Genomic DNA, 24,216 nt, shown 5'->3' with positions numbered 1-24,216 from the left:
GCGGATCCTGCGACGCGGTGTGCGAGGCAGGCCGCGACAGTGCACGACGGTGTGAGGAGTTTCTAGCACGGCATGATCGGTAAATGAAGACTTCTGCTTGGAAAACATTTGCGATTGAGCGATTTTGAGCGCTAGGGTCGTGGCGATGAAGGACACCAGAGATCTCGCCATCCTCGACCACCTCCGCGCCGCTCGAGCCGCGTCGGTCGCCGAGCTCGCGGACGCCGCGAAGACGAGCATCGCCACGATGCGCCGCGACCTGCAGCGGCTCGACGAGGCGGGGCTGCTCCGCCGCACCCACGGCGGCGCCGTCGTGCTCGACGCCGACGCGCCGTTCGCGGACGTCGAGCCCGTCAACCGCGACGCGAAGGAGCGGATCGCGGCGCACGTGGTGGCGGGAGTGGAGGACGGGCAGTCGCTCATCCTCGACATCGGCACGACCACGCTCCAGGTGGCGCGGATGCTGCACCACCGCAGGGTGACGATCATCACGCCGAGCCTGGCCGTCTACGAGACCCTGCGCGACGACCGCGAGGTCCACCTCATCCTCCTCCCGGGCGACTACGACCCGGTCTACCGCTCGGTCTCCGGCCACCTGACGACCGAGTGCCTGCGCTCGGTGCACGCCGACCACGCGCTCCTCGGAGTGAGCGGCATCGCCGACAACGGCGACCTGCGCGACACCACGATCGCCCAGGTCCCGATCAAGCGGGCGATGATGGACGCCTGCGACCGGGCGACGGTGCTGGCCGATTCCAGCAAGTTCCCCGGTCTGGGAATCGCGCGCATCGCGCCCGTCTCCTCCCTGACCGGCGTCATCACGGACGAGGTGCCGCCGGCGACGACCGCCGCCGCCCTCGCCGCCCAGGGTGTGGAGGTCACCGTCGCATGAAACTGGTCCTACTCGGCGGAGGCGGCTTCCGCGTCCCCCTCGTCTTCTCCGCCCTGGTGCGCGACCACGAGCCCGGCCGGGTCACCTCGGTCGCGCTGGTCGACACCGACCGCTCGAAGCTCGAGGTCACGGCGCGGATCCTCGCCGAGCAGAGCGCGCCGCACGCGGACGCCCCGGTCGTGTCGATCCACACCGACCTCGAGGAGGCGCTGCCCGGCGCCGACTTCGTCTTCTCGGCCATCCGCGTCGGCGGGATGACCGGCCGCTGGAGCGACGAGCGCATCGGGCTCTCGCACGGCGTGATCGGCCAGGAGACGGTCGGCTACGGCGGCATCTCCTACGCGCTGCGCACATTGCCCGTGGTGATGCGCCTGGCCGAGACGATCAAGCGGCTGGCCCCGGAGGCCTGGGTCATCAACTTCACCAACCCGGCGGGTGTGGTCACCGAGGCGATGTCGCAGGTGCTCGGCGACCGGGTCATCGGGATCTGCGACTCGCCGATCGGGCTCGCCCGGCGCGCGCTGGGCGCCCTCGGCGTGCAGTCGGCTGAGGCCCGGATCGAGTACGCGGGGCTGAACCACCTCGGCTGGGTCCGCAGCCTGGTCGTCGACGGCGTCGACCGCCTCCCGGAGCTGCTCGAGCAGCCCGAGCGCCTCGAGTCGTTCGAGGAGGGCCGCCTCTTCGGGGCGGACTGGATCCGGACCCTCGGAGTGCTGCCCAACGAGTACCTGCACTACTACTCCTTCACCCGCGAGGTCCTGCACGCCGACCAGCTCGCCCCGCGCTCGCGCGGCGGCTACCTGGTGGAGCAGCAGGGGCGCTTCTACGCCGAGGCCGCGCACTCCGCCCACAGCCCGCTCGCGCTCTGGGAGGCCTGCCGGCACGACCGCGAGCAGACCTACATGGCCTCGAACCGGCAGTCCGTCGGCATGGGCGAGCGCGACGAGGACGACCTGGTGTCGGGCGGCTACGAGGACGTCGCCATCGCCCTGATGCGCGGCATCGCGCACGACCAGAGCGCCCGGCTGATCCTCAACGTGCCCAACCGCGGCGTGCTCGATTTGCTCGACGACGAGGCCGTCGTCGAGGTGCCGTGCATCGTCGACGCGACGGGCGCGCACCCCGTGCCCGGGTCGAGCATCCCCGACTTCGGCCGCGGGCTCGTCACGAGCGTCAAGTACGTCGAGCGGCAGACCATCGAGGCCGCGCTCAGCGGCTCGCGCGCGGCGGCCGTCCGGGCCCTCGCCCACCACCCGCTGATCGACTCCGTCGGCATCGCGCGGGCCCTGCTCGAGGACGCGACCGCGACCTTCGGCGAGCTCGCGTACCTGCGCTGAGCAGCCCCTCCCCCCACACCCTCCCCGAAACGATCCCGAGGAATCCGTCGTGCACCAGAACCAGAAGCTCGTCGAGGAGCGCATCGCCCGCGTCCTGACCGAGCGCATCGTCCCCGCCGTCTACTCCGCGACGACCCCCGTGTCGCTGCGCTCGTGGACCGTCCCCGACGAGCCCGTCCCCGCCGCCGAGGCTCTCGCCGCCGAGTACACGCCCTTCGAGCTCGAGCAACCGTGGGGGCGCGCCTGGTCGACCTGGTGGTTCGAGGTCACCGGAGAGGTCCCCGCCGAGTGGGCGGGCCGCACCGTCGAGCTCGTGCTCGACCCGGGCTTCCAGGGCGACTGGCCCGGCAACCAGGCGGAGTGCCAGGTCTTCACGCCCGACGGCGTCCCCGTCAAGGGCATCCACCCGCGCAACATGTACGTGCGGATCGCCGAGGACGCGGTGGGCGGCGAGCCCGTGCACTTCTTCGTCGAAGCGGCGGCGAACCCGGACATCCTGGTGAACGAGTTCGTCCCGACGGCCTTCGGCGACAAGAGGACCGCGCCGCAGACGCCGATCTACCGCTTCCGCACCGCGCAGCTCGCGGTCTTCGAGCCCGAGGTCTGGGCGCTGCGCTTCGACATCGAGGTGCTCTACCAGCTGGTGAAGGAGCTGGCCGAAACCGATCCGCGCCGCCACGAGATCCTCCGTGCGCTCGAGCGCTCGCTCGACGTGCTGCGCCTGGACGACATCGTCGGCACCGCCGCGGCCGCGCGCGCCGAGCTCGCCGAGGTGCTCGCGAGCCCCGCGAACCCCTCCGCCCACGTGCTCAGCGGCATCGGCCACGCGCACATCGACAGCGCCTGGCTCTGGCCGATCCGCGAGACCAAGCGCAAGACCGGCCGCACCTTCTCGAACGTCCTCGAGCTCGCGAAGGACTACCCCGAGCTCCGCTTCGCCTGCTCCTCGGCCCAGCAGTACGCGTGGGTCAAGGAGCGCTACCCGAGCGTCTGGGAGGGGATCAAGGCGGCGATCGCCGACGGCACCTGGATCCCGGTCGGCTCGCAGTGGGTCGAGCCCGACGGCAACCTGCCCGGCGGCGAGGCGATGGTGCGCCAGATCACCCAGGGCATGCGCTTCTTCCACGACGAGCTCGACGTCGAGACGAAGGGCGTCTGGCTGCCCGACTCCTTCGGCTACACCGCCGCGTTCCCGCAGATCGCGCTCCTCGCCGGCCTCGAGTGGTTCCTCACGCAGAAGCTGTCCTGGAACCAGACCAACACCTTCCCGCACCACACCTTCTGGTGGGAGGGCATCGACGGCTCCCGGATCTTCACCCACTTCCCGCCGATCGACACCTACAACGCGACCCTCGAGGGCGAGGAGCTGCACCACGCGGTGCGCCAGTTCCGCGAGAAGGGCCGCGCGACCACCTCGCTCGTCCCGTTCGGCTACGGCGACGGCGGCGGCGGACCCATCCGCGAGATGATGGAGCGCCAGCGCCGCGTCGAGTCGCTCGAGGGCTCGCCCAAGGTCGTGATCGAGCACCCCGACGAGTTCTTCGCCCGCGCGCAGGCCGAGTACCCCGACGCCCCCGTCTGGGTCGGCGAGCTCTACCTCGAGCTGCACCGCGGCACCTTCACCTCGCACGCCCGCGAGAAGCGCGGCAACCGCGTCGCTGAGCACCGCCTCCGCGAGGCCGAGCTGTGGTGGGCCGCCGCGGCCGTGCAGGCCGGGGCCGAGTACCCCTACGCGGCGCTCGACCGGCTGTGGCAGGCGACCCTCCTGCAGCAGTTCCACGACATCCTGCCCGGCTCCTCGATCGCCTGGGTGCACCAGGAGAACGAGGCGGAGTACGCCGCGAACGCCGCGGAGCTCGACGCCCTCATCACGGCGGCGGTCGCCCTCGTCGCCCCCGCCGGCGCGGTCCTGAACACGGCCGACCACGAGCGCACCGGGCTCGTCGAATCCGCTGACGGCACCGCTCGCGCCCTCGTCCGGGTGCCCGGCAGCGGCATCGCGCCGCTGGTCGCGGTGGAGCCCGTCCACCCCGTCGAGAGCTCGGCGACGCGCCTCACGAACGGCCTCGTCGACGTCGTGATCGACGAGCGCGGACTGCTCACCTCGATCCGCGACCTCGTCGCCGACCGCGAGCTCGTGCCCGAGGGCCGCGCCGCCAACCTCCTCCAGCTGCACGAGGACCTCCCGAACGCGTGGGACGCCTGGGACATCGACGCGCACTACCGGCACAGCCGCACCGACCTCGTCGAGACCGAGTCGATCGAGCTCGTCGAGTCCGGGCCGCTCCGCGCCACGGTGCGCATCGTCCGCAGCTTTGGAGCCTCGCGCGTCGAGCAGTTCGTCTCGGTCGTCGCCGACGACCCGCGGGTGCACCTGCGCACCGAGGTCGACTGGGCCGAGGTCGAGAAGATGCTCAAGGTGACCTTCCCGCTGGTCGTGCACGCGCAGCACCACAGCGCCGAGATCCAGTACGGGCACGTCCGCCGCCCCACGCACACCAACACCTCGTGGGACGACGCGCGCTTCGAGGTCATGGCGCACCGCTGGGTGCACGTCGAGGAGCCCGGCTACGGCGTCGGCCTCACCAATGCCGGCAGCTACGGCCACGACATCACCCGCACCGTCGGCGTCACGGGCGAGGTCGAGACGGAGGTGCGCATCAGTCTGGTGCGCGCGGCCCGCTCTCCCGACCCGGAGCAGGACCTCGGCCACCACCGCTTCGACTACGCGCTGCACCCCGGCGCGAGCATCGAGGACGTCGTGGTCTCCGGCTACGAGCAGAACCTGCCGCTGCGCCTCGCGGCCGACGGCGAGTCGACCGCGCAGGCCTGGTCGCTGGTCGCCCTCGACGGCGGGACCGCGCACATCGAGAGCGTCAAGCTCGCCGACGACCGCTCGGGCGACGTCGTCGTGCGCCTCTACGAGGCGGCGGGCAGCCGCTCGAGCGCGACACTGACCACAGCGTTCGGCTTCTCGGCCGTCACCGAGGTCGACCTGCTCGAGCGGCCGCTGCGCGACGACATGCCGCGCGCCCGGTCCTTCGAGCAGGGCGACGCGTCCGTCACCCTGGGCCTCCGGCCGTTCCAGGTCGTGACGCTCCGCTTCGCCCGCTGATCGAGGACAGGAGGAGCGTCGTGATGCAGCGGCTCGCGCTCGACGCCGGCCAGAGCGGGGTGCGCGCGATCGTGGTGCGCGGCTCCGAGCGGCCGCGGATCGAGCTCGACCTCAGCCGTCACCGGGGGATCCGCACCGATCTCCCGGTGGCGGCGCAGCTCGCCGACGTCGTGCGCCGAGTCCATGCCGACGTCGGAGCGCTCGATGCGGTCGCCGTCGGCGCGACGGGCTTCGCCGGCACGGAGGACCTCCGCGATCTGCACGCGCTGTCGCACCTGGGCGTCCGCTCGGTCTCGATCGCGCACGACTCCGTGACGTCCTACCTCGGGGCGCTCGGCGCCGAGCAGGGCGCGGTCGTCGCCGCCGGGACCGGAGTGGTCACCCTCGCGGTCGGCGCGAGCTCCGTCGCCCGGGTCGACGGCTGGGGCAACATCATGGGCGACGCCGGCAGCGGCTACTGGTTCGGGCGGGCGGCGCTGACGGCCGCGCTGCGCTCCTACGACGGCCGCGGCCCGGCGACCGTCCTCCTCGACCGCGTCCGCGAGGAGTTCGGCGACGTCGAGGACGCCTACCTCCAGCTCCAGGCCGATCCGGGACACATCCGGCGGACGGCCTCGTTCTCGCGCTGGGTGACCGACGCCGAAGCGGACGGCGACGCGGTGGCGGCGGAGATCTGCCGGCGCGGGGCCGCCGAGCTCGCCCTCGCAGTGGCCGCTGGCCTCGCTCGCGTGGGGGCCGACACGGACAGCGCGCCGGCGGTCTGCGCGATCGGAGGGCTGTTCCAGTCCGACGCGATCACCCGCGCCTTCGTCGGCGAGCTGGAGCAGCGCCGTCCGTCGTTCCGGTCGACCGTCCCGCGCGGCGACGGGCTGACCGGCGCCGAGGAGCTGCTCGTCCTGCCCGCGGAGCACCCGCTGACCAGCCGGGTGACCACGCTCACCCTGGCCTGACGTCCGCCGCATACGGCCCCCTCACGCTGGTGGATCAGCCGCGGCGCAGCGTCTCGAGCGGCGAAGCCGCTCCGCGTCTCGGTGATGAGGGAGAGGACACGGCTGCGCCGCGTCATGGTGGTCGAGTAGCCCCGCAGGGGCGTATCGAGACCCGCCGTCGTCAGCGGGGCGGGTCTGCGGACTCCCCTTCCGACCGAGGTGGGTCTCGATACGGCCGCTCCGCGGCCTACTCGATCAGCAGGAGTCCTCCGATCGACTCGCGGTGGGCCTCGAGCATCAGGCGGACCCCCGTCCGCGTCCACTCGCCGTCCCCGACTCGCGCGAGTGGACGCGCAACGGGCGCTGCGCCTTCGCTGGGCCCCGTCCCGGGTCCACTCGAGGAGCGCTGCCGATCGAGCAGCCGCGGCACGCGGCATATCGAGCGGCAAAGCCGCTTCGCGTCTCGGTGGTGAGGAGAAGGACGCGGCTGTGCCCCGTCATGCTGGTCGAGTAGGCCCGAAGGGGCGTATCGAGACCCTCCCACCCCAAGGACGTCGGTCTCTTCCCCGCCCTGCGCTGGCGCCGAAGGCGCCCCCTCCGCTCGATACTCCCGCTGCGCGGCCCCCATGCTGGTCGAGTAGCCGCGGCACGCGGCGTATCGAGACCCACCGTTACCAGCAGGGCAGGCCTGCAGACTTCTCTTCGAGCGCGGGTGGATCTACTTGGAAGAGACGCCTGCGCACATGCTGGTCGAGTAGCCCCGTAGGGGCGTATCGAGACCCTCCCACCCCAACGACCTCGGTCTCTTCCCCGCCCTGCGCTGGCGCCGAAGGCGCCCCCTCCGCTCGATACGGCCGCTCCGCGGCCTACTCGATCAGCATGAGCGCGCGGCCCCCTTGCAGAGGCGCCCGCCGCCCGATCAGGTCGAGCAGCCGCGGCACGCGGCTTCCCCTGCTGGTCGAGCAGCCGCGGCACGCGACCTCTCGAGGCCGCAGCAGAACTGAGTACACTCGGTTCTTCAGCTCCGGGAGGTCCGATGTCGACTGCACTGCCCTCCGCGGTGCCCGGGCGCCGCGAGCGGAACAAGCTCGCCAAGCTGGAGCGCATCACCGCGGCCGCGAGCGAGCTGTTCGCCGAGCACGGGGTCGACGAGGTCACCACGCAGCAGATCGCCGAGCGCGCCGACATCGGCACCGGCACCCTCTTCCTCTACGCGAAGACGAAGAGCGAGCTGCTCCTGCTCGTGCAGAACGCGCACTACGCCGAGGCCCTCGAGCGCGGGCGGACCGCCGCCGCGGACGCCACCACCGTGCTCGACGCCGTCCTCGCGCTGGTCGCGCCGATCGTCGCCTGCAACCGCGCCCACGTCGGCAACGGCCGGGTCTACCTCCGCGAGATGGTCTTCGGCGACCCGGCGGAGCCGCACCACGCCGAGGCGCGCTCGATCGTCGGGCGGAGCGAGGAGGCGATCGCCGGGATCCTCGAGCGCGGCGGCGTCCAGGCGGCGGCGACAGTGGCCGGCGTCGTCTCCGCGGTCGTCTTCGTCACCCTCGCGGCGAGCGACGAGCCCGACGTCGCGGCGATCCTCCCCGCGATCCGCGCTCAGCTCGCTGCGGTCCTGCCGGCCTGACCGACAGCCCGGCCCGACCGCCAACCCGGCCCGACCGCCACCTCGGCCGCTGATCAGGGCCGCAGGAACTCCGCCGCGACGGGGGCGAACTCCTCCCAGTACTGGAAGATCCCGCCGTGCCCCGAGTTCGGGTACCTGATCAGTTCGGACCCCGCGATCCGGCGGTGCAGATCCTCGGACAGGACCGACGGCACCATGCGGTCGTGGTCGCCGTTGGCGATCAGGGTCGGCTGCGTGATGACGGACAGGTCCGACGGCGCGGAGCGGCCGAAGCGCTGGATCGCCTTCAGCTGGGTCGTGAAGGCCTTGGTGCTGACCGCGTCGTCGCGGTCGATGGTGCGCTCCTTCAGGCGGCCGACGAACTGCTTCGCGGCCTTCCTGCCGGCGGCGTCGCGCTCGAAGAAGAGGAACTCCTTGATGTCCGAGCGGGTGAGGACGGAGCGGACGAGGTCGAAGTAGGTGACCCCGACCACCTTGTCCATGTCCTTCCCGCCGCGGGGCCCGGTGCCGGTGAGCACGAGCCTGCGGACGAGCTCGGGGTGCTTCACGACGAGGTCCTGCGCGATCATCCCGCCCATCGAGAACGAGAAGACGTCGATCTTCTCGAGACCGAGGCCCCGGAGGAAGAGGTACGCGTCGTCGGCGGCCTCCTCGATCGTGCCCGGCACCGTGCCTCCGGAGGCTCCGACGCCCTGCTGGTCGAAGGCGATCACGTGCCGCCGCGCCGCGATCGCGTCGACGATGCGCGGGTCCCAGTTGTCGAGATTCGCGGCGAGGTGCCCGAAGAAGACGACGGGGACGCCCTCCTCCGGACCCAGCTCGCGGTAGGCGAAGGTCTTGCCCTGCGTGGTGACGCTCTTCGCGGGGGCGAGCGCGTACGAGGTGATGACGGGATCGGCGGTGCTCATGGTGTCTGCTCCTTCAGGGGAGGGTAGGCGGGAGGAGTGTCAGAGACCGAGGACGACGGTCTTGCCGCGGGCGCGGGAGGCTCCGAGGGAGGCGAGTGCGGCGGGCGTCTCGTGGAAGGGGAAGGTGGCACCGACGACCGGGCGGATCGCGCCGGCGTCGACGAGCTCGGCGATGCGGGTCAGCTGCTCGCCGCTCGACTCCATGAAGAGGAACTCGTAGTGGACGCCCAGCGAGCGGGCGCGGCGGCGGACCCCGAGGCTGAGGGCGGCGATCGCGACGCGGAGGACGGGGTTCAGCCCCTTCTTCTTCGCGAAGGCGGGGTCGGGCGGGCCGGAGATGCCCACGGCCCGGCCTCCCGGAGCCAGCACGCGCAGCGACTTCGCGAGGTTCTCGCCGCCGAGGCTGTCGAGGACGACGTCGTAGCCGGAGACCTCCTTCCCGAAGTCCCGGCTGCGGTAGTCGATGACCAGGTCGGCGCCGAGGTCGTGGAGGAAGCCGGACTGGGCCGCCGACGCGGTGGTCGCGACGAAGGCGCCGAGGTGCTTGGCCAGCTGGATCGCGACGGTGCCGACTCCGCCGGAGCCGGCATGGATGAGGACCTTCGATCCGGGGCCGACCTTCCCCTTCACGACGAGCGCCTGCCAGGCGGTCAGCGCCACCAGCGGGAGCGAGGCCGCCTCGGTGAGACCGATCGAGGACGGGGCCAGGGCCACGTCGGCCTCGTCGATCGCGATGCGCTCGGCGAAGGTCCCGATGCGGTGGTCGCGGGGGCGGGCGTAGACCGTGTCGCCGACGGCGAAGCCGCTGACCGCCGACCCGACGCGCAGGACGGTCCCGGCGACGTCGTGGCCGAGGACGAGCGGCGTCTTGTACGGGAGGATCGCCGTGAACTCGCCGAGGCGGATCTTCTCGTCGAGCTGGTTCAGCCCCGCGGCCGCCACCCTCACGAGGACGTCGCGCGGACCGACGACCGGCTCGGGGACGTCGGTCTCGTGCAGGGGCTGCTTGTACCTGTCGATCACGAACGCGCGCACGGGGACTCCTGGAGACGATCGGCGGCCCGACCGGATGTGGCGAGCGCACTCATTTCTGAGTGTACTCACTATCGACGACGTCGAGGCGAGCGGGTCAGCCCTTCACGGCCGAGCCGGCGACCGACTGCACGAAGTAGCGCTGGAAGATCAGGAACACGATCAGCACCGGCAGCACCAGCAGCGTGCCGAAGGCGAACGTCTGCCCCCAGTCGGGCGGGACCTGCGCCGAGAACACGCTCATCTCGAGGGGCAGCGGCCGGGCGGCCGGATCCGAGGTGACCAGCGAGGGCCAGAGGTACTGGCCCCAGGAGGAGAGGAAGGTCAGGATCGCGACGGTCGCGAAGACCGGGCGCGAGTTCGGGACGACGACGCGCACGAAGGTCCCCCAGGCGCCGAGGCCGTCGAGCCGGGCCGCCTCCTCCATGCTCTTGGGCACGTTGAGGAAGAACGTGTAGAAGAGGAAGACCGAGAACGCGTTGGCGATGAACGGGATCATCTGCACGAGGAGCGTGTCGCGCTGCCCCTGCAGCAGGGACATCAGCGGGATCGCGACCGACTCGAACGGCACGATGACGAGCAGCACGATCAGCAGGAACACCTTGTCGCGGCCCACCCACTCCAGCCGGGCGAAGGCGTAGCCGGCCAGAGAGTTGACGACGAGCCCCGCCACGACGATCACGAGCGAGATCACGAACGAGTTGGCGAAGAACTGCCAGAAGTGGCCGGTCGCATCCGAGCTCAGCGCCGTGAAGACGCTGGCGTAGTTGTCGAAGGAGAGGTTCGTCGGCAGGAAGCCGGCGAAGCCGTCGAGCACCTCCGCCGACGGCTTGAGGCTGCCGATCAGGAGGTAGTAGATCGGCGCGAACATGAGTGCCGCGGCGGCGATCATCACGACGTAGTCGCGGACGGTGCGCGCCGTGCGCGCGGTACGGGCGGTGCGATGCCCCGATGCTGTGCTCAACTCTCGCTCCCTTGGCGGAGGACCCGACGCTGGATCAGGGTGATGACGACGATGATCATGAAGAGGACCACCGAGATGGCGGACGCCCGCCCGAGGTTGCTCTCGCTGTAGATCGCCTGGGTCGCGTTGTAGAGCAGGGTCTGGGTGCCCTCCTCGTTGGCGCCGGCGGTGCGGATCAGAATGAAGACCTGGTCGTAGACGCGGAACGCCAGGATCGTCGTCAGCAGCGTGACGAAGATCAGCGTGTTGCGGATGCCCGGGACCGTGATGTGGACGAACTGCTGCCAGCCGTTCGCGCGGTCGAGCCGGGCCGCCTCGTAGCGCTCCTCTGGGATCTCCTGCAGTGCGGCGAGCAGGATCACCATCTGGAAGCCGACGCCCTGCCAGATCGAGAGCAGGATCACCGAGCCGAGCGCGGTCGCCGACGAGCCGAGCCAGTCGTGCGCCGGGACGAGCCCGCCGGTGAGGAAGGTGACGGAGGAGTTCAGCAGCCCGTCGCTGCTGCGATCGAGGATGAGCCGCCAGACGACCGCGACGAGGGCCATCGGGAAGACGACCGGCATGAAGAAGAAGGTGCGGAAGAAGCGCACGCCGGCGAGCTTGCGGTTCAGCAGCACGGCCAGCAGCAGCGCCAGGCCGGTCTGCACCGGGATCACGACGATCGCGAAGACGAGGTTGTTGACCAGCGAGCGCAGGAACGCCCCCGAGATCACCGGATCAGTGAAGAGCCGGATGTAGTTGGTGAGCCCCCAGAACTTCGCGGGGCGGGACTGGTCGACCTGGACGTTGTAGAGCGAGAGCACGATCGCCGCGACGAACGGGACGGCGACGAAGGCGATCAGTCCGAGGACCGCCGGGGCGGCCATGAGGGCGCCGTCGCGGGTGTCCTTCCAGCGGAAGCGGGGTCGGGCGCGGGTGAGAGCGACGGGTCGCATCGGCGTCGATACGGGTGAGGCCACGGTCGGAGTCCTTCGATTGTCGGCGTCGGTGCCGGACGGCAGGAGGGGGTGGGCGGGCGCCCGGCTGCGAGCGCCCGCCCGGATCGGCTACTTGTAGTCGTCGTTGTCCGCGAAGCTCTGGTCGATCGCGGTGGCCGCGTCGGTCAGGGACTCCTTCGGATCCGCGCCGCCCCAGACCGCGGCGAGGGCTCCGGAGAACTTCGCGGTGATCGTCGGGTAGCCGGCGGTGACGGGGCGGTAGACGGCGATGCAGTCGTCCGTGATCGCGTCCGCTGCGCAGGCGTTCGCGAGCTGCTGGCCCCAGAGGGCCAGCCCGCCGCCGTCCTGGTAGAGGGCGTCGGCGGCGAAGGCGGTCTTCGTCGCGGGCGGGGCGCCGTTGGCGGTGGTCATCGCGCCGACGTTCTGGTCATTCAGGAGGTAGTCCAGGAATGCTCCGGCCGCGTCGCCGTTCTTCGTGCCGGAGCCGATGCCCCAGGTCCAGGAGCCGGCGCCGGCCTTGGCGCCGTCGCCGAAGTCCGGCAGCGGCAGGGCGACGAGGTTCTCGCCGAGCGCCTCGGAGAAGGTCGGGTAGTTCCAGTGCCCGCCCCAGGCGACCGCGACCCGGCCGTCGACGAACGCGTTTCCGTCGGAGTTGGGGTCGGAGTAGTCCTTCCAGGACGCGAAGTCGGTCAGCGCCTGCACGCTGGCGTCCGAGTCCACGGCGCCGGCGGCCTTGCCGTCCTCGATCAGGTTGCCGCCCGCGGACTGGATGAGGGGCGCGAAGCCGTAGGTGCCCCACTCCCCCGACAGGCTGGCCTCGTTGAGGTCGATGGACTTGCCGGACGGGTTCGCCGCGGCGAGCGTCTTCAGCGCGGCCGAGAACTCATCGGCCGTCCAGGCCGTGTCGAACGAGGTGGGCACGCTGATCCCCGAGGCGTCGAGCAGGGTCTTGTTCCCGTAGAGGCCCATCGCGGAGTCGAACATCGCCAGCGCGTAGAGCTCATCGTCCGAGGTGCCCTCGGCGATGGAGCCGGGGGTGGCGTTGTCGATGGTCGCCTGGTCGACGAAGTCGCTGATCGGGGTGATCTTGTCGTTGTAGACGAAGCTCGCGAGCGTCGGCCCGTCGATCTCGAGCACGTCGGGGAGCTGGTCCTTCGGCGTGCTCGTGATCGTGGTGGTGTACGTGTCGCCGGAGATGATCCGCAGCTTCGCGGTCACCTCGTCCTGCGAGCTGTTGAAGCCGTCGACCGCGGCCTGCAGAGCGGCGTTCTCGCTGTCCTGACCCTGGTGCGCCCAGACGTTGATCTCTCCCGTGCCGTCGCCGGCGGCGGCGTCCGTGCCGCCACCGCCTCCGGCCGAGCAGCCGGTCATCGTGGCGATCGCCGTGGCGACCGCGACGGCGACCAGGGCGCCGCGACGGATGGTGCGTGTCTTTCTCATGATTCTCCTTGGTGCTGTGTGATCGCATCCGTCCTTGGATGCGCGGTGCAGGCTGAGTGGTGACGGCCGGGACGCGCCTGCGGGTCCCGACGAGATCGGGGGCCGCTAGAGCGCGGCGTCGGTGAGCTCGGCCGAGCCGAGGGCGATCGGGTCGACGATTCCGCCGAGGAAGACGCCGTTCTCGTCGGCGGTGCGGAACGCGAGGAACTGCCAGCGACCCGCGCGATCGCGGATGACGCGGCCCGAGTAGAGCGAGTCCTTCGTCAGGGGTCGTGCGCCGGAGAGGTCGTAGCACCGGGTCGGATCGTTCACCTCGACCGCCCAGGTGCCCGCTCGCGGGTGGGCGAGGGCGTGGGACGGCGTCATCGAGTCCTCCGTCGAGGAGAAGAGCAGCAGCCAGCGGCCGTCGACGAGCTCGACCTGCGGGACCTCCAGGTGCGCGAATCCGGCACCCGGGCGCGAGAGCGGCGGGCGCACCTCCCAGCTGACGAGGTCGGGCGAGACGGCGTGGCCGATCACTCCGCGGTCGTCGAGCGGCCCCTCCGTGGAGCGCGCCGTGACGAGCATGTGCCAGCCGTCGCCACTCGGGTCGCGGAAGACCCACGGGTCGCGCCAGGCCTCCTCCTTCCACTCGGAGGTGCCCCAGGTCTCGTACCAGCGCGGATCGGCGACGACGACCGGGCCGGGCTGCTTCTCCCAGCTGCGCAGGTCGGCGGACACGGCCACGCCGATGGTCTCGATGTTCGCGACGAGCGGCTCGGGGTGGAGGAAGCGCGAGCCGGTGTAGAACATCCGCCACAGCCCGTCGTCGCCGCGGACGACGCTCCCGGTCCAGGTGGCGGTCTCGTCGAACGCGCCGGCGGGACCCGGCGCGAAGGGCGAGCCTTCGAGCACGGTCCAGGACGAGAGGTTTGAGGAGACGGCGTGGCCGATGCGGGCGGCCCGGTGGCGGCGGCCCTCCTCGCCGAGCGAGGTCGGTGCGTGCAGGAAGAAGGCGTGGAACTCGTCGCCGTCGTCGGCCAGCCAGAAGTCCCAGACCCACGAGCCCTCGAGGGTCAGCATCCGAGCGCCTCCTCGGCGATGGTCGACCGCATGTGCATCCCTCTCCGTTGAACGAGTAGCGGTGCTAAACCGCTTGACTGGCGAAGTTATGCGGTTTAGCTTGCCAAGTCAATCGCTTTAGCAGAATCGATCTACGATGGGACGACCAGGAACGGCGGAGGGGGCGCGATGGCGCGGCAGCGAGTGACGATGGCCGACGTCGCGCGGAAGGCCGGCGTCTCGACGACCGCCGTCTCCCTCGTGCTGAACGACCGGCAGGGCACGCGCCTGTCCGAGGACGCGGCGAAGCGGGTGCGCGCCGCGGCCGACGAGCTCGGCTACCGGCCGAACCTCACCGCCCGGGCGCTGAGCACGCAGAAGTCGCGGATCATCGGCTTCATCTCGGAGCAGGTCACCGTCGACCGGCTCGCGAGCGGCCTCATCCGCGGGGCGCTGCGCGAGGCGAAGCGGCAGAACCACGTGCTCTTCATCGCCGAGACCGAGGGCGAGGCGGACGCCCTCGACGAGGCCGTCGACGCCCTCACCGACCGTCAGGTCGACGGCATCATCTACGCCGCGACCCGGCCGCACGCCCTCCGCCTGCCGGCCCGCGTGAGCGGCACGCCGGTGGTGATGCTGAACGCCGTCGCCGACGACCCCGAGGGCTCCCCCGGCGGGCCGCGACCCGATGCCGTGCTGGCCGACGAGCGCGCGGGAGCGGTCGACGTCGTCGATCTACTCCTCGACGCCGGCCACTCCGAGGGCGTCGTGATCGTCGGCCGCTCCGTCGACCAGCCCGACGACGAGTGGCTCAGCCTGGCCGTGCAGCGCCGGCTCGAGGGGATCTGGGAGTCGCTGGGCGCGCACGGGGTCCGCCCGATCGCCCAGCTGCCGTGCCGGCCGTGGTCGGTGAAGGCCGGCTACGAGGCGGTCCGCGACCTGCTCGCCGCAGGAGTCACGCCGCACGCCCTGATCTGCCTGAACGACCGGCTCTCGTTCGGCGCCTACCGCGCGCTCGGTGAGGCCGGTCTCCAGGTGGGGCGCGACGTCTCGGTGGTCTCGTTCGACGACGACGACATCGCGGTGTACCTGCACCCGATGCTCACCACCGCCGCCGCGCCCTTCGAGGAGATGGGCGCCCTCGCCGTCCGCCTCCTCCTCGACGACGACCGCGAGCCCGGCGAGCACCTCGTGCCGATGCCCACCCGCGTCCGCGACTCCGTCCACCTCACCCGCGCCCGCGCCGCCGAGCTGCAGCAGCAGAGCCCCGAGCCCGACTGGACCCGCTGACCGGCTGCCCGGCTGCCCGGCTGCCCGGCTGCGCGGCTGCCCGCGGAACCATGCTGGTCGAGTAGCCGCGCAGCGGCGTATCGAGACCCACCGTCCCCAGCAGGGCTGGCCTGCAGACTCCACTTCTGCCGCCGGTGGATCTCGATACGCCCGCTGCGCGGCCTACTCGATCAGCGGAGTGGGCCCTGCGAGACGGCCAGCACCTCCGGCACGCGGAAGCGCCTTCGTCTCACCGGAAGCCATGAATTCGACGAGCCCGACGTCATCTCACGAGCCGAAGCCGCGGGACCGGGACCTCCGGCACGCGGAAACACCTCCGGCTCGTCGAATCCGTGGATTCCGACGAGCCGGAGGTCGTTCCGCGTGCCGGAGGTGCGGCCCGGGGGTCAGCTGCCGGAGGGGGCGTCCGACTCCTCGGGGGTGGCGGTGTCGCTCGGGGCGGAGGGGGTCGCGCCGGCGTCCGGAGCGTCACCGGCGGCAGGGCCGGTGCCGGGGCGTGCGGGACCGGCGGGCGCCTCACCGGCGGCCGGCGGCGCGGGCGGGGTCGGGGCGGAGCCGTCGGCCGGGGGCGCCGGGAGCTCGCAGTCGCCCGAGGGGGCGGCCGGCGGGGTCGGCGGCGTCACGGCGTCGCCGTCCGCGGGCGCGGCGGGCGGAGTGGGGAGCACACCGTCGGCCGGCGGGGTCGCCGTCGCGCCGTCGGTGGGCGCGGCGGGAGGCGTGGGCGCCTCGCCGTCGGCAGAGGCAGCCGGAGGCGTCGGCGCCTCGCCGTCAGCGGGAGCGGCCGGAGGCGTCGGCGCCTCGCCGTCAGTAGGCGCAGCAGGCGGGGTGGGCATCGAGCCGTCCGCGGGAGGCGTGGGCGTCTCGCCCTCGGCCGGAGCGGCGGGCGGGGTCGGCGCCTCACCCTCGGCAGGCGCAGCCGGCGGCGTCGGCATCGTGCCGTCCGCACCGGGCGCCGGGGGCTTCGGCAGTCCGGCGCCCGCGGGTCCGCAGGCGGCCGGGCCGGTCGAGGCCGGTCCGGTGAGGGTCGGCGCGTCGCTGGAGTCCGGGGTCGGCGTCGCACTGGCCGTCGCGCTCGGCGTCGTCTCGATCGTGCTCGAGCTCGTCGAGCCGGAGGTGGGCGCGGAATCGGCGAAGGCGGCGGTCGAGCCGATCGCCGCGAAGCCGAGCGCGCCGGCCGCGATGCAGAGGGCGATCGTGCGGGTCCGGGGACGGCGCGGGCCGAAACCCTGGCCCTCAGTGCCCGAGCCCTGGGTTCCGGGGGTGCGGCTGTCGGGGGTCTTGCTCATGGGAGTCTCCTCGGTCCGGCCCGGTGCCGTTCCCGTTCGGGAGCGGTTGCGGCCGGTTCCATCTCAGATTCCGAGCCGAATCTGAAGCGGTCCTTAAGAACAGAGGCTCCCCAGCGGAGTGGCGGTCGACGCCGATCCGCGCCCCCTACGGTCGGAGCATGCTCCCCTCCGCCCGCGTGCTCCTCGTCGAGGACGACGACGCCATCCGCTCCTCCGTCGAGGCCGCCCTCCGCGGCGAGCGCTACACCGTGCGCGCCCTGCCGACCGGCGAGGACCTCGCCCGCGAGCTCGCCGACTTCGCGCCCGACCTGGTCGTGCTCGACTGGATGCTGCCCGGCCCGAGCGGCATCGTGCTCGCCGAGCGGGTCCGCCGCACCAGCGACGCGGCCGTGATCATGCTGACCGCGCGCGACGCCGTCGACGACCGGCTCCGCGGCTTCGACGAGGGCGTCGACGACTACGTGGTCAAGCCGTTCGTCCTCGCCGAGCTGGTCGCCCGAGTCACCGCGGTGCTCCGCCGGCGCGGCCGCGTCCCCTCGATCATCGAGATCGGCGACCTGGTCGTCGACCCCGACGCCGGACGCGCCCGCCGCGGCGGCGAGCCCCTCGACCTCACCGCGACCGAGTTCCGGCTGCTCGCGTTCCTCGCCGGAAGCCGCGGCCGCACGCTGACCAAGACGCAGATCCTCACCCAGGTCTGGGGCTACGACCACGTCGACCCGAACCTCGTCGAGGTGCACCTCAGCTCGCTCCGCAAGAAGATGGAGGCGCACGGCGACCGCCTCATCCACACCGTCCGCGGGCTCGGCTACCGGGTGGAGGCATGAGCGTCCCGGCAGGCACCGACGCCGCGGGCTCCGCCCCCGCAGGCGCCCCCACAGCACGCCCCGCCGCCGCCCCGCTGCGCACCGGCTCCCTGCGCCTGCGCACCGTGCTCGCCGTGCTCGCCCTGCTGGCGGTGCTGCTGCTGGCGCTGTCCGCGACGGTGCAGGTCGTGCTCGGCGAGCGCCTCCGCGACCAGATCGAGGAGCGGCTGGCCGATCGCGCCTCCGCCGCCGCGGCCCTCGTCGGCACGATCGCCGACGACGAGCTCGCCTCGCGGCTCTCGGCGCAGGGTGTCGCGGTGCGGATCCAGAGCCCCGACGGCGAGGAGGTCGTCGCCGGTCCGAGCCCCGAGCAGCTGCGTCAGGGGCCGGGAGCGGCGGACCAGCTGGGCGAGCCGCCGAGCCCGCCCGGCAGCACCGGCGCCACCGCTCCCACGCCCCGCGACGCGATCGTCACCGTCGCCTCGAGCAGCGTCTCCGGCGACGACGGCCTGATCACCCTGCAGTCCGTCCTCAGCGACGGCACCGTGCTGACCCTCAGCAGCGAGGCGGGCTCGGTCGGCTCGACCCTCGCGTCGCTGAACGGGATCCTGCTCGGCGCCTCGGCCGCGTTCCTCCTGCTCGCGGCCGGCGCCCTCGTCCTGGTGGTCCGCGCGACCCTGCGGCCGCTCGAGCGGATGACCACCGTCGCGCGCTCGATCGCGCACGGCGACCGCGGCCGGCGCCTGCGCCCCTCGCGGCCGGGCACCGAGCTCGGCCGCACGGCCACGGCGTTCGACGAGATGCTCGACGACCTCGAGCAGGCCGAGCAGTCCGCCCTGGCCGCCGAGCGCCGGATGCGCGCCTTCGTCTCGGACGCCGCGCACGAGCTGCGCACCCCGGTCGCCGGCATCCAGGCGGCGGCCGACGCCCTGGTCCGCGCCGACGGCTCCGAGGAGGAGCGCGAGCGGCTGTCGGTGCACGTGGTCCGCGAATCGCTGCGGGCCGGCCGGCTCATCCAGGACATGCTGCTGATGGCGCGGCTCGACGAGGGGCTCGCCCTGGACGCCCGGCCGCTGGACGCCGGCGCGGTGGCGGCCGCCGCGATCGAGCGGCAGCTGCTGCGCGACTCCGGCCCCGAGATCGTCCTGCACCGCGACCCCGCGGCGCCGCCCGTGCACGCCGACGCCGACCGGCTCGGTCAGATCGTCGGCAACCTGCTCGAGAACGCCGCCCGCTTCGCCCGTTCCCGGATCGACGTCACGCTCGCGCACGCCGACGGCCGGGTCACCGTGACGGTCGACGACGACGGCCCCGGCGTCCCCGAGGCCGACCGCGACCGCGTCTTCGACCGGCTCGTCCGCCTCGACGACGCCCGCAACCGCGCGGACGGCGGCTCTGGCCTCGGCCTGCCCATCGCCCGCGGCCTCGCGCGCGCCCTCGGCGGCGACCTGGTCTGCCTGCCCGGGGCCGCCGGAGCGCGCTTCCGCGTGATCCTGCCCGCCGGCTGAGGAAAGTCACCCTGCGGCGTGGGATCCCCCTGCGGCGTGGGACCCGCCTGCTGATCGAGTAGCCCGCGAAGCGGGCGTATCGAGATCCACCACCGCCAGAACAGGGATATTTGGACCCGCCCTGCTAGTCGCGGCGGGTCTCGATACGCCCCTGCGGGGCTGCTCGACCAGCATGAAGTGGCGCCGCCGCTGCCTTCCCGCACCACCAGCTGCGCTTCCCGGGCCGCAACCTGCTCTTCCTGCTGGCGCTCGCGACGATGATGATCCCGGTGCAGGCGATCATGGTCGCCCAGTTCAAGCTGGTCACCGGGCTGCAGATCTACGGCCCCTACTGGTCGGTGATCCTGCCGGGAGCGGCGGCCGCCTTCGGGATCTTCCTCGCCCGCCAGTTCTTCCTCTCCATCCCGGAGGAGTTGATCGAGGCTGCGCGGATCGACGGGGCCGGCCACCTGCGCGTGTTCCTGCAGATCGTCCTGCCGCTGAGCAAGCCGCTGATCGCGGTGCTGCCGATGGTGCTGCTGTTCCTCGCCTTCCAGCGCTACTTCGTCCAGGGCTTCGCCCGCAGCGGCATCCGCTGAGCGGGGCTGCGCACCCATGCTGATTGAGCAAGGCGGTCGCCCACTCATGCTGATCGAGTAGCCCGCGCAGCGGGCGTATCGAGATCCCCCACCCCCCGGAAGCCCGGCCTGCAGACCCGCTTGGCGGACAACGGCGGGTCTCGATGCGCCCCTGCGGGGCTACTCGACCAGCAGAGCCATGCTGATCGAGTAGCCCGCGCAGCGGGCGTATCGAGATCCCCCACCTCCGGAAGTCGAGTCCGCAGACCCACCCAGCCGGCACCGGCGGACCGTCGCCGGCCCCTCGGCCCGCCGCCTAGTCTGAGAGCGTCCGCCGCACGAACGAGGAGACCTGGGTGAACGTCCGCGAGCTGCTCGGCCACCCGGAGCTGCAGCTCACCCTGGTCGGCGGCGACGACGTGCAGCTGGCCCGTGCGATCTCGGGGACGTACACGATCGACCTGCCGGATCCGGGACGCTTCCTCTCCCCCGGCGACGTGGTGCTGACGAGCGCGCTCTGGACCTCCGGCCGGGAGAGCGTGGAGCGCTTCGTCGGCGGCGTCGCCGACCGCGGAGTCGTGGCCATCGTCGTCGGCCTGATCGCGGTCGGCTCGCTCCCGGAGGGGATGCTCGAGGTCTGCCGCCGGCACGGCATCGCCCTGCTGACGGTGGCGCCGGACGTGTCGTTCAAGACCATCGCGCAGACGGTCGCCGGAGTGATCGCGCAGGCCGACCTGCCGACCCTCGGCCGCGAGGCGCGGTTCGCCCGGCGCCTGCTCGCCGATCCCGCCCCGGGCGAGGGCGTGCAGGTCGCGCTGCGGGCCTTCTTCGAGGAGTTCGCGCACGGCAGCTGGGCCGTCGACCGCGCCGGCACCCTGGTCGCCTCCGCCGGCGGACTGCCCACGGCGGCCGACTACGGCGCCGCCTGGGAGGCCTCGCTCTCCTCCCCCGACAGCCGCTGGGAGGTCACCGAGCACGGCCGCTCGCTCTCCCGCCGGGCCCTCTTCTCCGCCGCCGGCGAGCGGCTCGGCGTGCTCGTCGTCACCGGCGATCAGCGCGGCTGGTCGGAGGAGACCGCGGACGGCGTCGAGCTGCTCGCCGGCGCGGTCGCCGGCCGGCTCGACCTCGCCCGCCAGCGCGAGCGCGCGTCGGCCGCTCCGCTGCTCGACCTGCTCCGGGCGCTCCTGCACGACGAGCTGCCCGAGTCCGAGACCGCCGTGCGGCTGCGGCTGCTCGGCTTCCGCCTCGGCGCGCCGCTCCGGGTGGTCGTCGCGCGCACCGACGACCCGTCGCTGCCGCCGGAGGCGCTGCTGCAGCCGCTGCACGCGGCCGCCGAGCGCGAGCATGCGCTGGCAGTGGGCGCGGTGCTCGACGGGGCCGCCGTGCTGCTGCTCGGCGATCCCGCGGACGAGAGGTCATCGCCCGGGCCCGCGCTGCGCTCCGCGGTCGAGGCGGCGCCGTGGCTGCTGCACGAGCGCCGGATCGCGATCGGCGTGGGCGATGCCTCGCGCGCCGTCGAACAGCTGGGGGTCTCACTCCTCGCGGCCCGGGAGCGCGCGAGCCGCGCTTCCTCCGACGAGCCCGTCTCGATCGTCGAGCACACGGTCCCCGTCTCCAGTGACGCCCTGCTCGAGCTGGTCGCCCCGCGCACCCGCGCGGCCTTCGCGCTCACCGTCCTCGGACCGCTCGTGCGCTACGACGACGAGCACCGCAGCGACATGGTCGAGACCCTGCGCGTCTTCCTCGAGAGCGGCGGCTCCTGGCGCCAGGCCGCCGACCGCCTGCACCTGCACGCCAGCACCCTCCGCTACCGGATGCAGCGGATCGAGGCGCTGACCGGCCGCGACCTCTCCGCGATGGCCGACCGCGTCGACCTGCACCTGGCGCTGCGCTTCCTGTAGCGGGCCGAGTGCTGCGGGAGGACACGGCCTGCGCCAGTCGACCGTGCCGCGTCAGCGTGCGCTGCGGGCGCCAGACCGTCCCGTCCGTGCCAGATGTTCGACGGCCGATGACGGGGATGCGAGCATTCGTCGTCTCATCTTCCATCCACTTCCGAGGAGCCTCCGTGCATCGTCGTCCCGACTCCCTTCGCCCGCGCCGCTGCGTCGGCACCCCGTTCACCGTCGCCGCCTCCCTCGCCCTGACCGTCGGGCTGCTCGGGTCCACCTCGGCGGCCCACGCCGCCGTGGCACCCCCGGCCACCCCGACGCCGACCGCGAGCGCGACCGCCGCTTCCGCCTCCCTGAGCGCGACCGCCCGCGGCGAGCTCGTCCTCAAGCCCGGCGAGAAGCCGGCCTCCGGCACACCGCTGAGGTGGACCATCACGGTCACCAATACAGGCGACGTCCCCCTCCACAACGTCGCCACCACTTTCAGCGCCGGACTGATCACCCTCCAGCCCGGCGAGAAGCACGACTTCATCGAGCAGGACCTCCTCACCCAGAACATCATCAGCAACGGCTACGCCCTCCTCACCACCCAAGCCACGGCACTCACCCCCACCGACACCGAGATCACCACCCCCATCACCGCCCGACACGACCTCCCCACCCCCGCGCCCGCACCCGCGCCCACGGCCATCCCCACGGCCACGCCGACGCCGACGCCCACACCGACGACACCTGTGCCCGCTCCGACGACACCGGCGCCCACCCCGACGACGCCGGCACCGACTCCGACACCCGCGCGGGGCGCCTCCCTGAGCGCGACCGCCCGCGGCGAGCTCCTTCTCAAGCCGGGCGAGAAGCCCCAGGTCGGCACGCAGGTGAAGTGGACGGTCACGGTCACGAACACCGGCACCGTCGGTCTCAAATACGTTGTCACTGACGGAGGTGACGAGGAAGTCGAGCTCAAGCCCGGCGACAAGCACGACTTCATCCGGAGTGACACCCTCACCCAGGCCAACCTGAACAACGGCTACATCCTCCTCTCCGGCTCCTCCTCCGGATGGACGTCCGATGGCGTCCGAGTCACCACCCCCTTGTCCGACCGGCTGGAGCTCTCCACACCGGTGCCGACCCCCTTCCCGACCACGCCGGCGCCCACTCCGACGACACCGGCGCCCACCCCGACCACACCGGCACCCGTCCCCGCCGGTGAGGGCGCCCTGACGGCGACCGTCCGCGGCGAGCTCGTGCTCAAGCCGGGCGAGAAGCCGGCGCTCGGCACCGAGGTGAAGTGGACCATCATCTTCACGAACACCGGCGACGTCCCCCTCGACGACGTCGCCAGTACGTTCGCAGGGCCCGGCCTCCATCTGGAACCCGGCCAGGGCCGCGAGTTCGCCTCGTCGACCACCCTCGACGAGAGGGAACTCGCGGACGGCTACGCCTACTTCGACGAGCTCGTCGGCGGCAGGACACCTGACGGGCAACCAGTCTCCACACGCGTCAGCGGCCGACTCGCCCTCTCCAGCCCGACGCCCGCACCCACCCCGACACCGGTGCTGAACCCCTTGGTGAAGGCGTCCGCCCACGGTGAGCTCGTCCTCCTACCCGGCGAGACCGCGAAGGTCGGAACCGAGGTGACGTGGACCATCACGGTCACCAACATCGGGAAAGTCCCCGTCCGCGACGTCACCGCCAAGCCCGACGGCGACAGCCTCGATCTCGAGCCCGGCAAGAGCGGCGAGCTGAAGACGTCGACCACCTTGACTCAAGGTGACCTCACCGACGGGTTCGCCGTCCTCAAGACGCTCCTCACCGCGAAGAGCCCCGAAGGTGTCGAGACAACGACCTTCCTCACCTCCAAGCTCACCTTCGCCGCCCCGGTTCCTCCGGCGCCCACGCCCTCGCCCACACCCACCTCGCCCGCACCTACCTCGACGCCCACCCCTCCGGGACCCACACCCACACCCACCACACCCGCACCTCCGTCGACGCCCACCCCGAGCCCGACCCCTGCGAGCCCCACACCGGCCACTCCGACGGCGGCTCCGGTCGCCCCGGGACCCGCACCCGCGACAGGCACCCCGGCAGCTGTCCTGCCCGCGACCGCCGGTACGACGGGCTCGACGGGCCCGATGGGCTCGACCGGATCCACCGGCTCAGCCGGCTCGGCCGGCTCGGCCGCGAAGAGCTCGACTGCGACGAGCCCGGCCGCCGCTGAGACATCGAAGCGCCGCCTCGCCGAGACCGGGTCCGACGCAGCGGGCGTGCTGTCCGCCGCTGGGATCCTCACCGCACTCGGCGCGATCGGCGTGCTCGTCGGCCGCCGTCGTCGCCGCACCCGTCCGGCCACCGACCGAGCCGGCCACTGACCGATCGCCGGTGACGTCGACGCCCTTCGACGCCACCGGCGATCCACCACGGCCCGGGCCCGCTTCTTCAGCGGACCCGGGCCGTTCCCGCGCTCACCGCACGATCGCCCCCACCGCGGGCGGGAAGATCGCGCAGCCCGTGACCGCCGAGCTCATCAGTCTCAAATCCATCGCCCGCGCCACGGTGCGCTGCGGATGCCAGACCGTCTCGCCCGTGCCAGATGTTCGACAGCCGATCCGGCTGGATGCGAGCATTCGTCGTCTGTTCTTCCATCCACTCCTGAG

General features: G+C 72.4%; 19 protein-coding genes. 11 read left to right on the top strand and 8 right to left on the bottom strand.

Annotation, left to right across the window (positions count from 1 at the left end; genetic code table 11):
- Positions 1-145 precede the first annotated feature (145 nt).
- The 5 genes from EDF36_RS07935 (at position 146) to EDF36_RS07915 (ending at position 7,903) form a co-directional block, all read left to right on the top strand.
- Positions 146-892, top strand: coding sequence for a DeoR/GlpR family DNA-binding transcription regulator (locus EDF36_RS07935; protein ID WP_123706522.1), 747 nt, complete (start codon positions 146-148; stop codon positions 890-892).
- Entirely contained in the window at positions 889-2,229 is a 1,341-nt protein-coding gene (locus EDF36_RS07930; RefSeq protein WP_123706417.1) for a 6-phospho-beta-glucosidase, read from the top strand. The genes EDF36_RS07935 and EDF36_RS07930 overlap by 4 nt, the downstream gene beginning before the upstream one ends.
- A gap of 49 nt (positions 2,230-2,278) precedes the next feature.
- Positions 2,279-5,344 carry a glycoside hydrolase family 38 C-terminal domain-containing protein gene (locus tag EDF36_RS07925; protein WP_123732586.1) on the top strand — a complete coding sequence of 1,022 codons (3,066 nt, stop codon included), beginning with the start codon at positions 2,279-2,281 and terminating at the stop codon, positions 5,342-5,344.
- 23 nt (positions 5,345-5,367) lie between these two features.
- Entirely contained in the window at positions 5,368-6,294 is a 927-nt protein-coding gene (locus EDF36_RS07920) for an N-acetylglucosamine kinase (protein WP_123706415.1), read from the top strand.
- Between the two features lie 1,015 nt (positions 6,295-7,309).
- Complete coding sequence (locus EDF36_RS07915) at positions 7,310-7,903, top strand: TetR/AcrR family transcriptional regulator (protein ID WP_123732585.1); 594 nt, start codon at positions 7,310-7,312, stop codon at positions 7,901-7,903.
- 53 nt (positions 7,904-7,956) lie between these two features.
- Here the strand turns inward: EDF36_RS07915 and EDF36_RS07910 are convergent, their stop codons facing one another.
- From EDF36_RS07910 to EDF36_RS07885, 6 genes are all read right to left on the bottom strand, one after another.
- Positions 7,957-8,811: an alpha/beta fold hydrolase gene (locus tag EDF36_RS07910; protein ID WP_123732584.1), complete on the bottom strand. Its 855-nt coding sequence runs from the start codon at positions 8,809-8,811 to the stop codon at positions 7,957-7,959.
- A gap of 39 nt (positions 8,812-8,850) precedes the next feature.
- Entirely contained in the window at positions 8,851-9,846 is a 996-nt protein-coding gene (locus tag EDF36_RS07905) for an NADP-dependent oxidoreductase (RefSeq protein WP_123732583.1), read from the bottom strand.
- A 94-nt stretch (positions 9,847-9,940) separates the two neighbouring features.
- Positions 9,941-10,807 carry a carbohydrate ABC transporter permease gene (locus EDF36_RS07900; protein ID WP_260300591.1) on the bottom strand — a complete coding sequence of 289 codons (867 nt, stop codon included), beginning with the start codon at positions 10,805-10,807 and terminating at the stop codon, positions 9,941-9,943.
- On the bottom strand, positions 10,804-11,766 hold the full coding sequence (locus EDF36_RS07895) for a carbohydrate ABC transporter permease (protein WP_260300590.1): 963 nt from the start codon (positions 11,764-11,766) through the stop codon (positions 10,804-10,806). Before EDF36_RS07895 ends, EDF36_RS07900 begins: the two co-directional genes overlap by 4 nt.
- 87 nt (positions 11,767-11,853) lie before the next feature.
- The gene (locus EDF36_RS07890) at positions 11,854-13,185 is read right to left on the bottom strand and encodes an extracellular solute-binding protein (protein WP_221181624.1); all 1,332 of its coding nucleotides are present in this window, start codon (positions 13,183-13,185) and stop codon (positions 11,854-11,856) included.
- A 105-nt stretch (positions 13,186-13,290) separates the two neighbouring features.
- Entirely contained in the window at positions 13,291-14,247 is a 957-nt protein-coding gene (locus EDF36_RS07885) for a glycosyl hydrolase family 32 (protein ID WP_123706411.1), read from the bottom strand.
- A 168-nt stretch (positions 14,248-14,415) separates the two neighbouring features.
- Between EDF36_RS07885 and EDF36_RS07880 the strand changes: the two genes are divergently transcribed.
- Positions 14,416-15,516: a LacI family DNA-binding transcriptional regulator gene (locus EDF36_RS07880; RefSeq protein WP_123732582.1), complete on the top strand. Its 1,101-nt coding sequence runs from the start codon at positions 14,416-14,418 to the stop codon at positions 15,514-15,516.
- Between the two features lie 386 nt (positions 15,517-15,902).
- Here the strand turns inward: EDF36_RS07880 and EDF36_RS07875 are convergent, their stop codons facing one another.
- Positions 15,903-16,802 carry a hypothetical protein gene (locus tag EDF36_RS07875; RefSeq protein ID WP_123732581.1) on the bottom strand — a complete coding sequence of 300 codons (900 nt, stop codon included), beginning with the start codon at positions 16,800-16,802 and terminating at the stop codon, positions 15,903-15,905.
- A gap of 158 nt (positions 16,803-16,960) precedes the next feature.
- On the opposite strand from EDF36_RS07875, the gene EDF36_RS07870 reads away from it, so the two are divergent.
- From EDF36_RS07870 to EDF36_RS21190, 5 genes are all read left to right on the top strand, one after another.
- Positions 16,961-17,629, top strand: a complete 669-nt coding sequence (locus EDF36_RS07870) for a response regulator transcription factor (RefSeq protein WP_123732580.1) — start codon at positions 16,961-16,963, stop codon at positions 17,627-17,629.
- A complete protein-coding gene (locus tag EDF36_RS07865; protein WP_123732579.1) occupies positions 17,626-19,116 on the top strand; it encodes a HAMP domain-containing sensor histidine kinase in 1,491 nt (496 codons plus the stop codon). The genes EDF36_RS07870 and EDF36_RS07865 overlap by 4 nt, the downstream gene beginning before the upstream one ends.
- A 209-nt stretch (positions 19,117-19,325) precedes the next feature.
- Positions 19,326-19,694, top strand: a complete 369-nt coding sequence (locus tag EDF36_RS07860; RefSeq protein WP_123706406.1) for a carbohydrate ABC transporter permease — start codon at positions 19,326-19,328, stop codon at positions 19,692-19,694.
- A 335-nt stretch (positions 19,695-20,029) separates the two neighbouring features.
- Positions 20,030-21,574 carry a PucR family transcriptional regulator gene (locus EDF36_RS07855; RefSeq protein WP_123732578.1) on the top strand — a complete coding sequence of 515 codons (1,545 nt, stop codon included), beginning with the start codon at positions 20,030-20,032 and terminating at the stop codon, positions 21,572-21,574.
- A gap of 164 nt (positions 21,575-21,738) precedes the next feature.
- Complete coding sequence (locus tag EDF36_RS21190) at positions 21,739-23,931, top strand: LPXTG cell wall anchor domain-containing protein (protein ID WP_185020408.1); 2,193 nt, start codon at positions 21,739-21,741, stop codon at positions 23,929-23,931.
- A gap of 93 nt (positions 23,932-24,024) precedes the next feature.
- On the opposite strand, the gene EDF36_RS21185 is transcribed toward EDF36_RS21190, so the two are convergent.
- Positions 24,025-24,186 (bottom strand): hypothetical protein, encoded by a 162-nt coding sequence (locus EDF36_RS21185; RefSeq protein WP_185020407.1) that lies wholly within the window; start codon positions 24,184-24,186, stop codon positions 24,025-24,027.
- Positions 24,187-24,216 lie beyond the last annotated feature (30 nt).

Origin of the sequence: Rathayibacter sp. PhB152, assembly GCF_003751395.1 — a bacterium.
Taxonomy (GTDB): domain Bacteria; phylum Actinomycetota; class Actinomycetes; order Actinomycetales; family Microbacteriaceae; genus Rathayibacter; species Rathayibacter festucae.
This window is presented reverse-complemented; position numbering and strand designations above follow the sequence as displayed.

What these genes read in the sequence shown, in the direction of transcription:
- EDF36_RS07880 (WP_123732582.1), top strand. Translation starts at nt 14,416, where the DNA reads ATGGCGCGGCAGCGAGTGACGATGGCCGACGTCGCGCGGAAGGCCGGC.
- EDF36_RS07870 (WP_123732580.1), top strand. Translation starts at nt 16,961, where the DNA reads ATGCTCCCCTCCGCCCGCGTGCTCCTCGTCGAGGACGACGACGCCATC.
- EDF36_RS07920 (WP_123706415.1), top strand. Translation starts at nt 5,368, where the DNA reads ATGCAGCGGCTCGCGCTCGACGCCGGCCAGAGCGGGGTGCGCGCGATC.
- EDF36_RS21185 (WP_185020407.1), bottom strand. Translation starts at nt 24,186, where the DNA reads ATGCTCGCATCCAGCCGGATCGGCTGTCGAACATCTGGCACGGGCGAG.
- EDF36_RS07875 (WP_123732581.1), bottom strand. Translation starts at nt 16,802, where the DNA reads ATGAGCAAGACCCCCGACAGCCGCACCCCCGGAACCCAGGGCTCGGGC.
- EDF36_RS07865 (WP_123732579.1), top strand. Translation starts at nt 17,626, where the DNA reads ATGAGCGTCCCGGCAGGCACCGACGCCGCGGGCTCCGCCCCCGCAGGC.
- EDF36_RS07910 (WP_123732584.1), bottom strand. Translation starts at nt 8,811, where the DNA reads ATGAGCACCGCCGATCCCGTCATCACCTCGTACGCGCTCGCCCCCGCG.
- EDF36_RS07890 (WP_221181624.1), bottom strand. Translation starts at nt 13,185, where the DNA reads ATGAGAAAGACACGCACCATCCGTCGCGGCGCCCTGGTCGCCGTCGCG.
- EDF36_RS07885 (WP_123706411.1), bottom strand. Translation starts at nt 14,247, where the DNA reads ATGCTGACCCTCGAGGGCTCGTGGGTCTGGGACTTCTGGCTGGCCGAC.
- EDF36_RS07935 (WP_123706522.1), top strand. Translation starts at nt 146, where the DNA reads ATGAAGGACACCAGAGATCTCGCCATCCTCGACCACCTCCGCGCCGCT.
- EDF36_RS07915 (WP_123732585.1), top strand. Translation starts at nt 7,310, where the DNA reads ATGTCGACTGCACTGCCCTCCGCGGTGCCCGGGCGCCGCGAGCGGAAC.
- EDF36_RS07930 (WP_123706417.1), top strand. Translation starts at nt 889, where the DNA reads ATGAAACTGGTCCTACTCGGCGGAGGCGGCTTCCGCGTCCCCCTCGTC.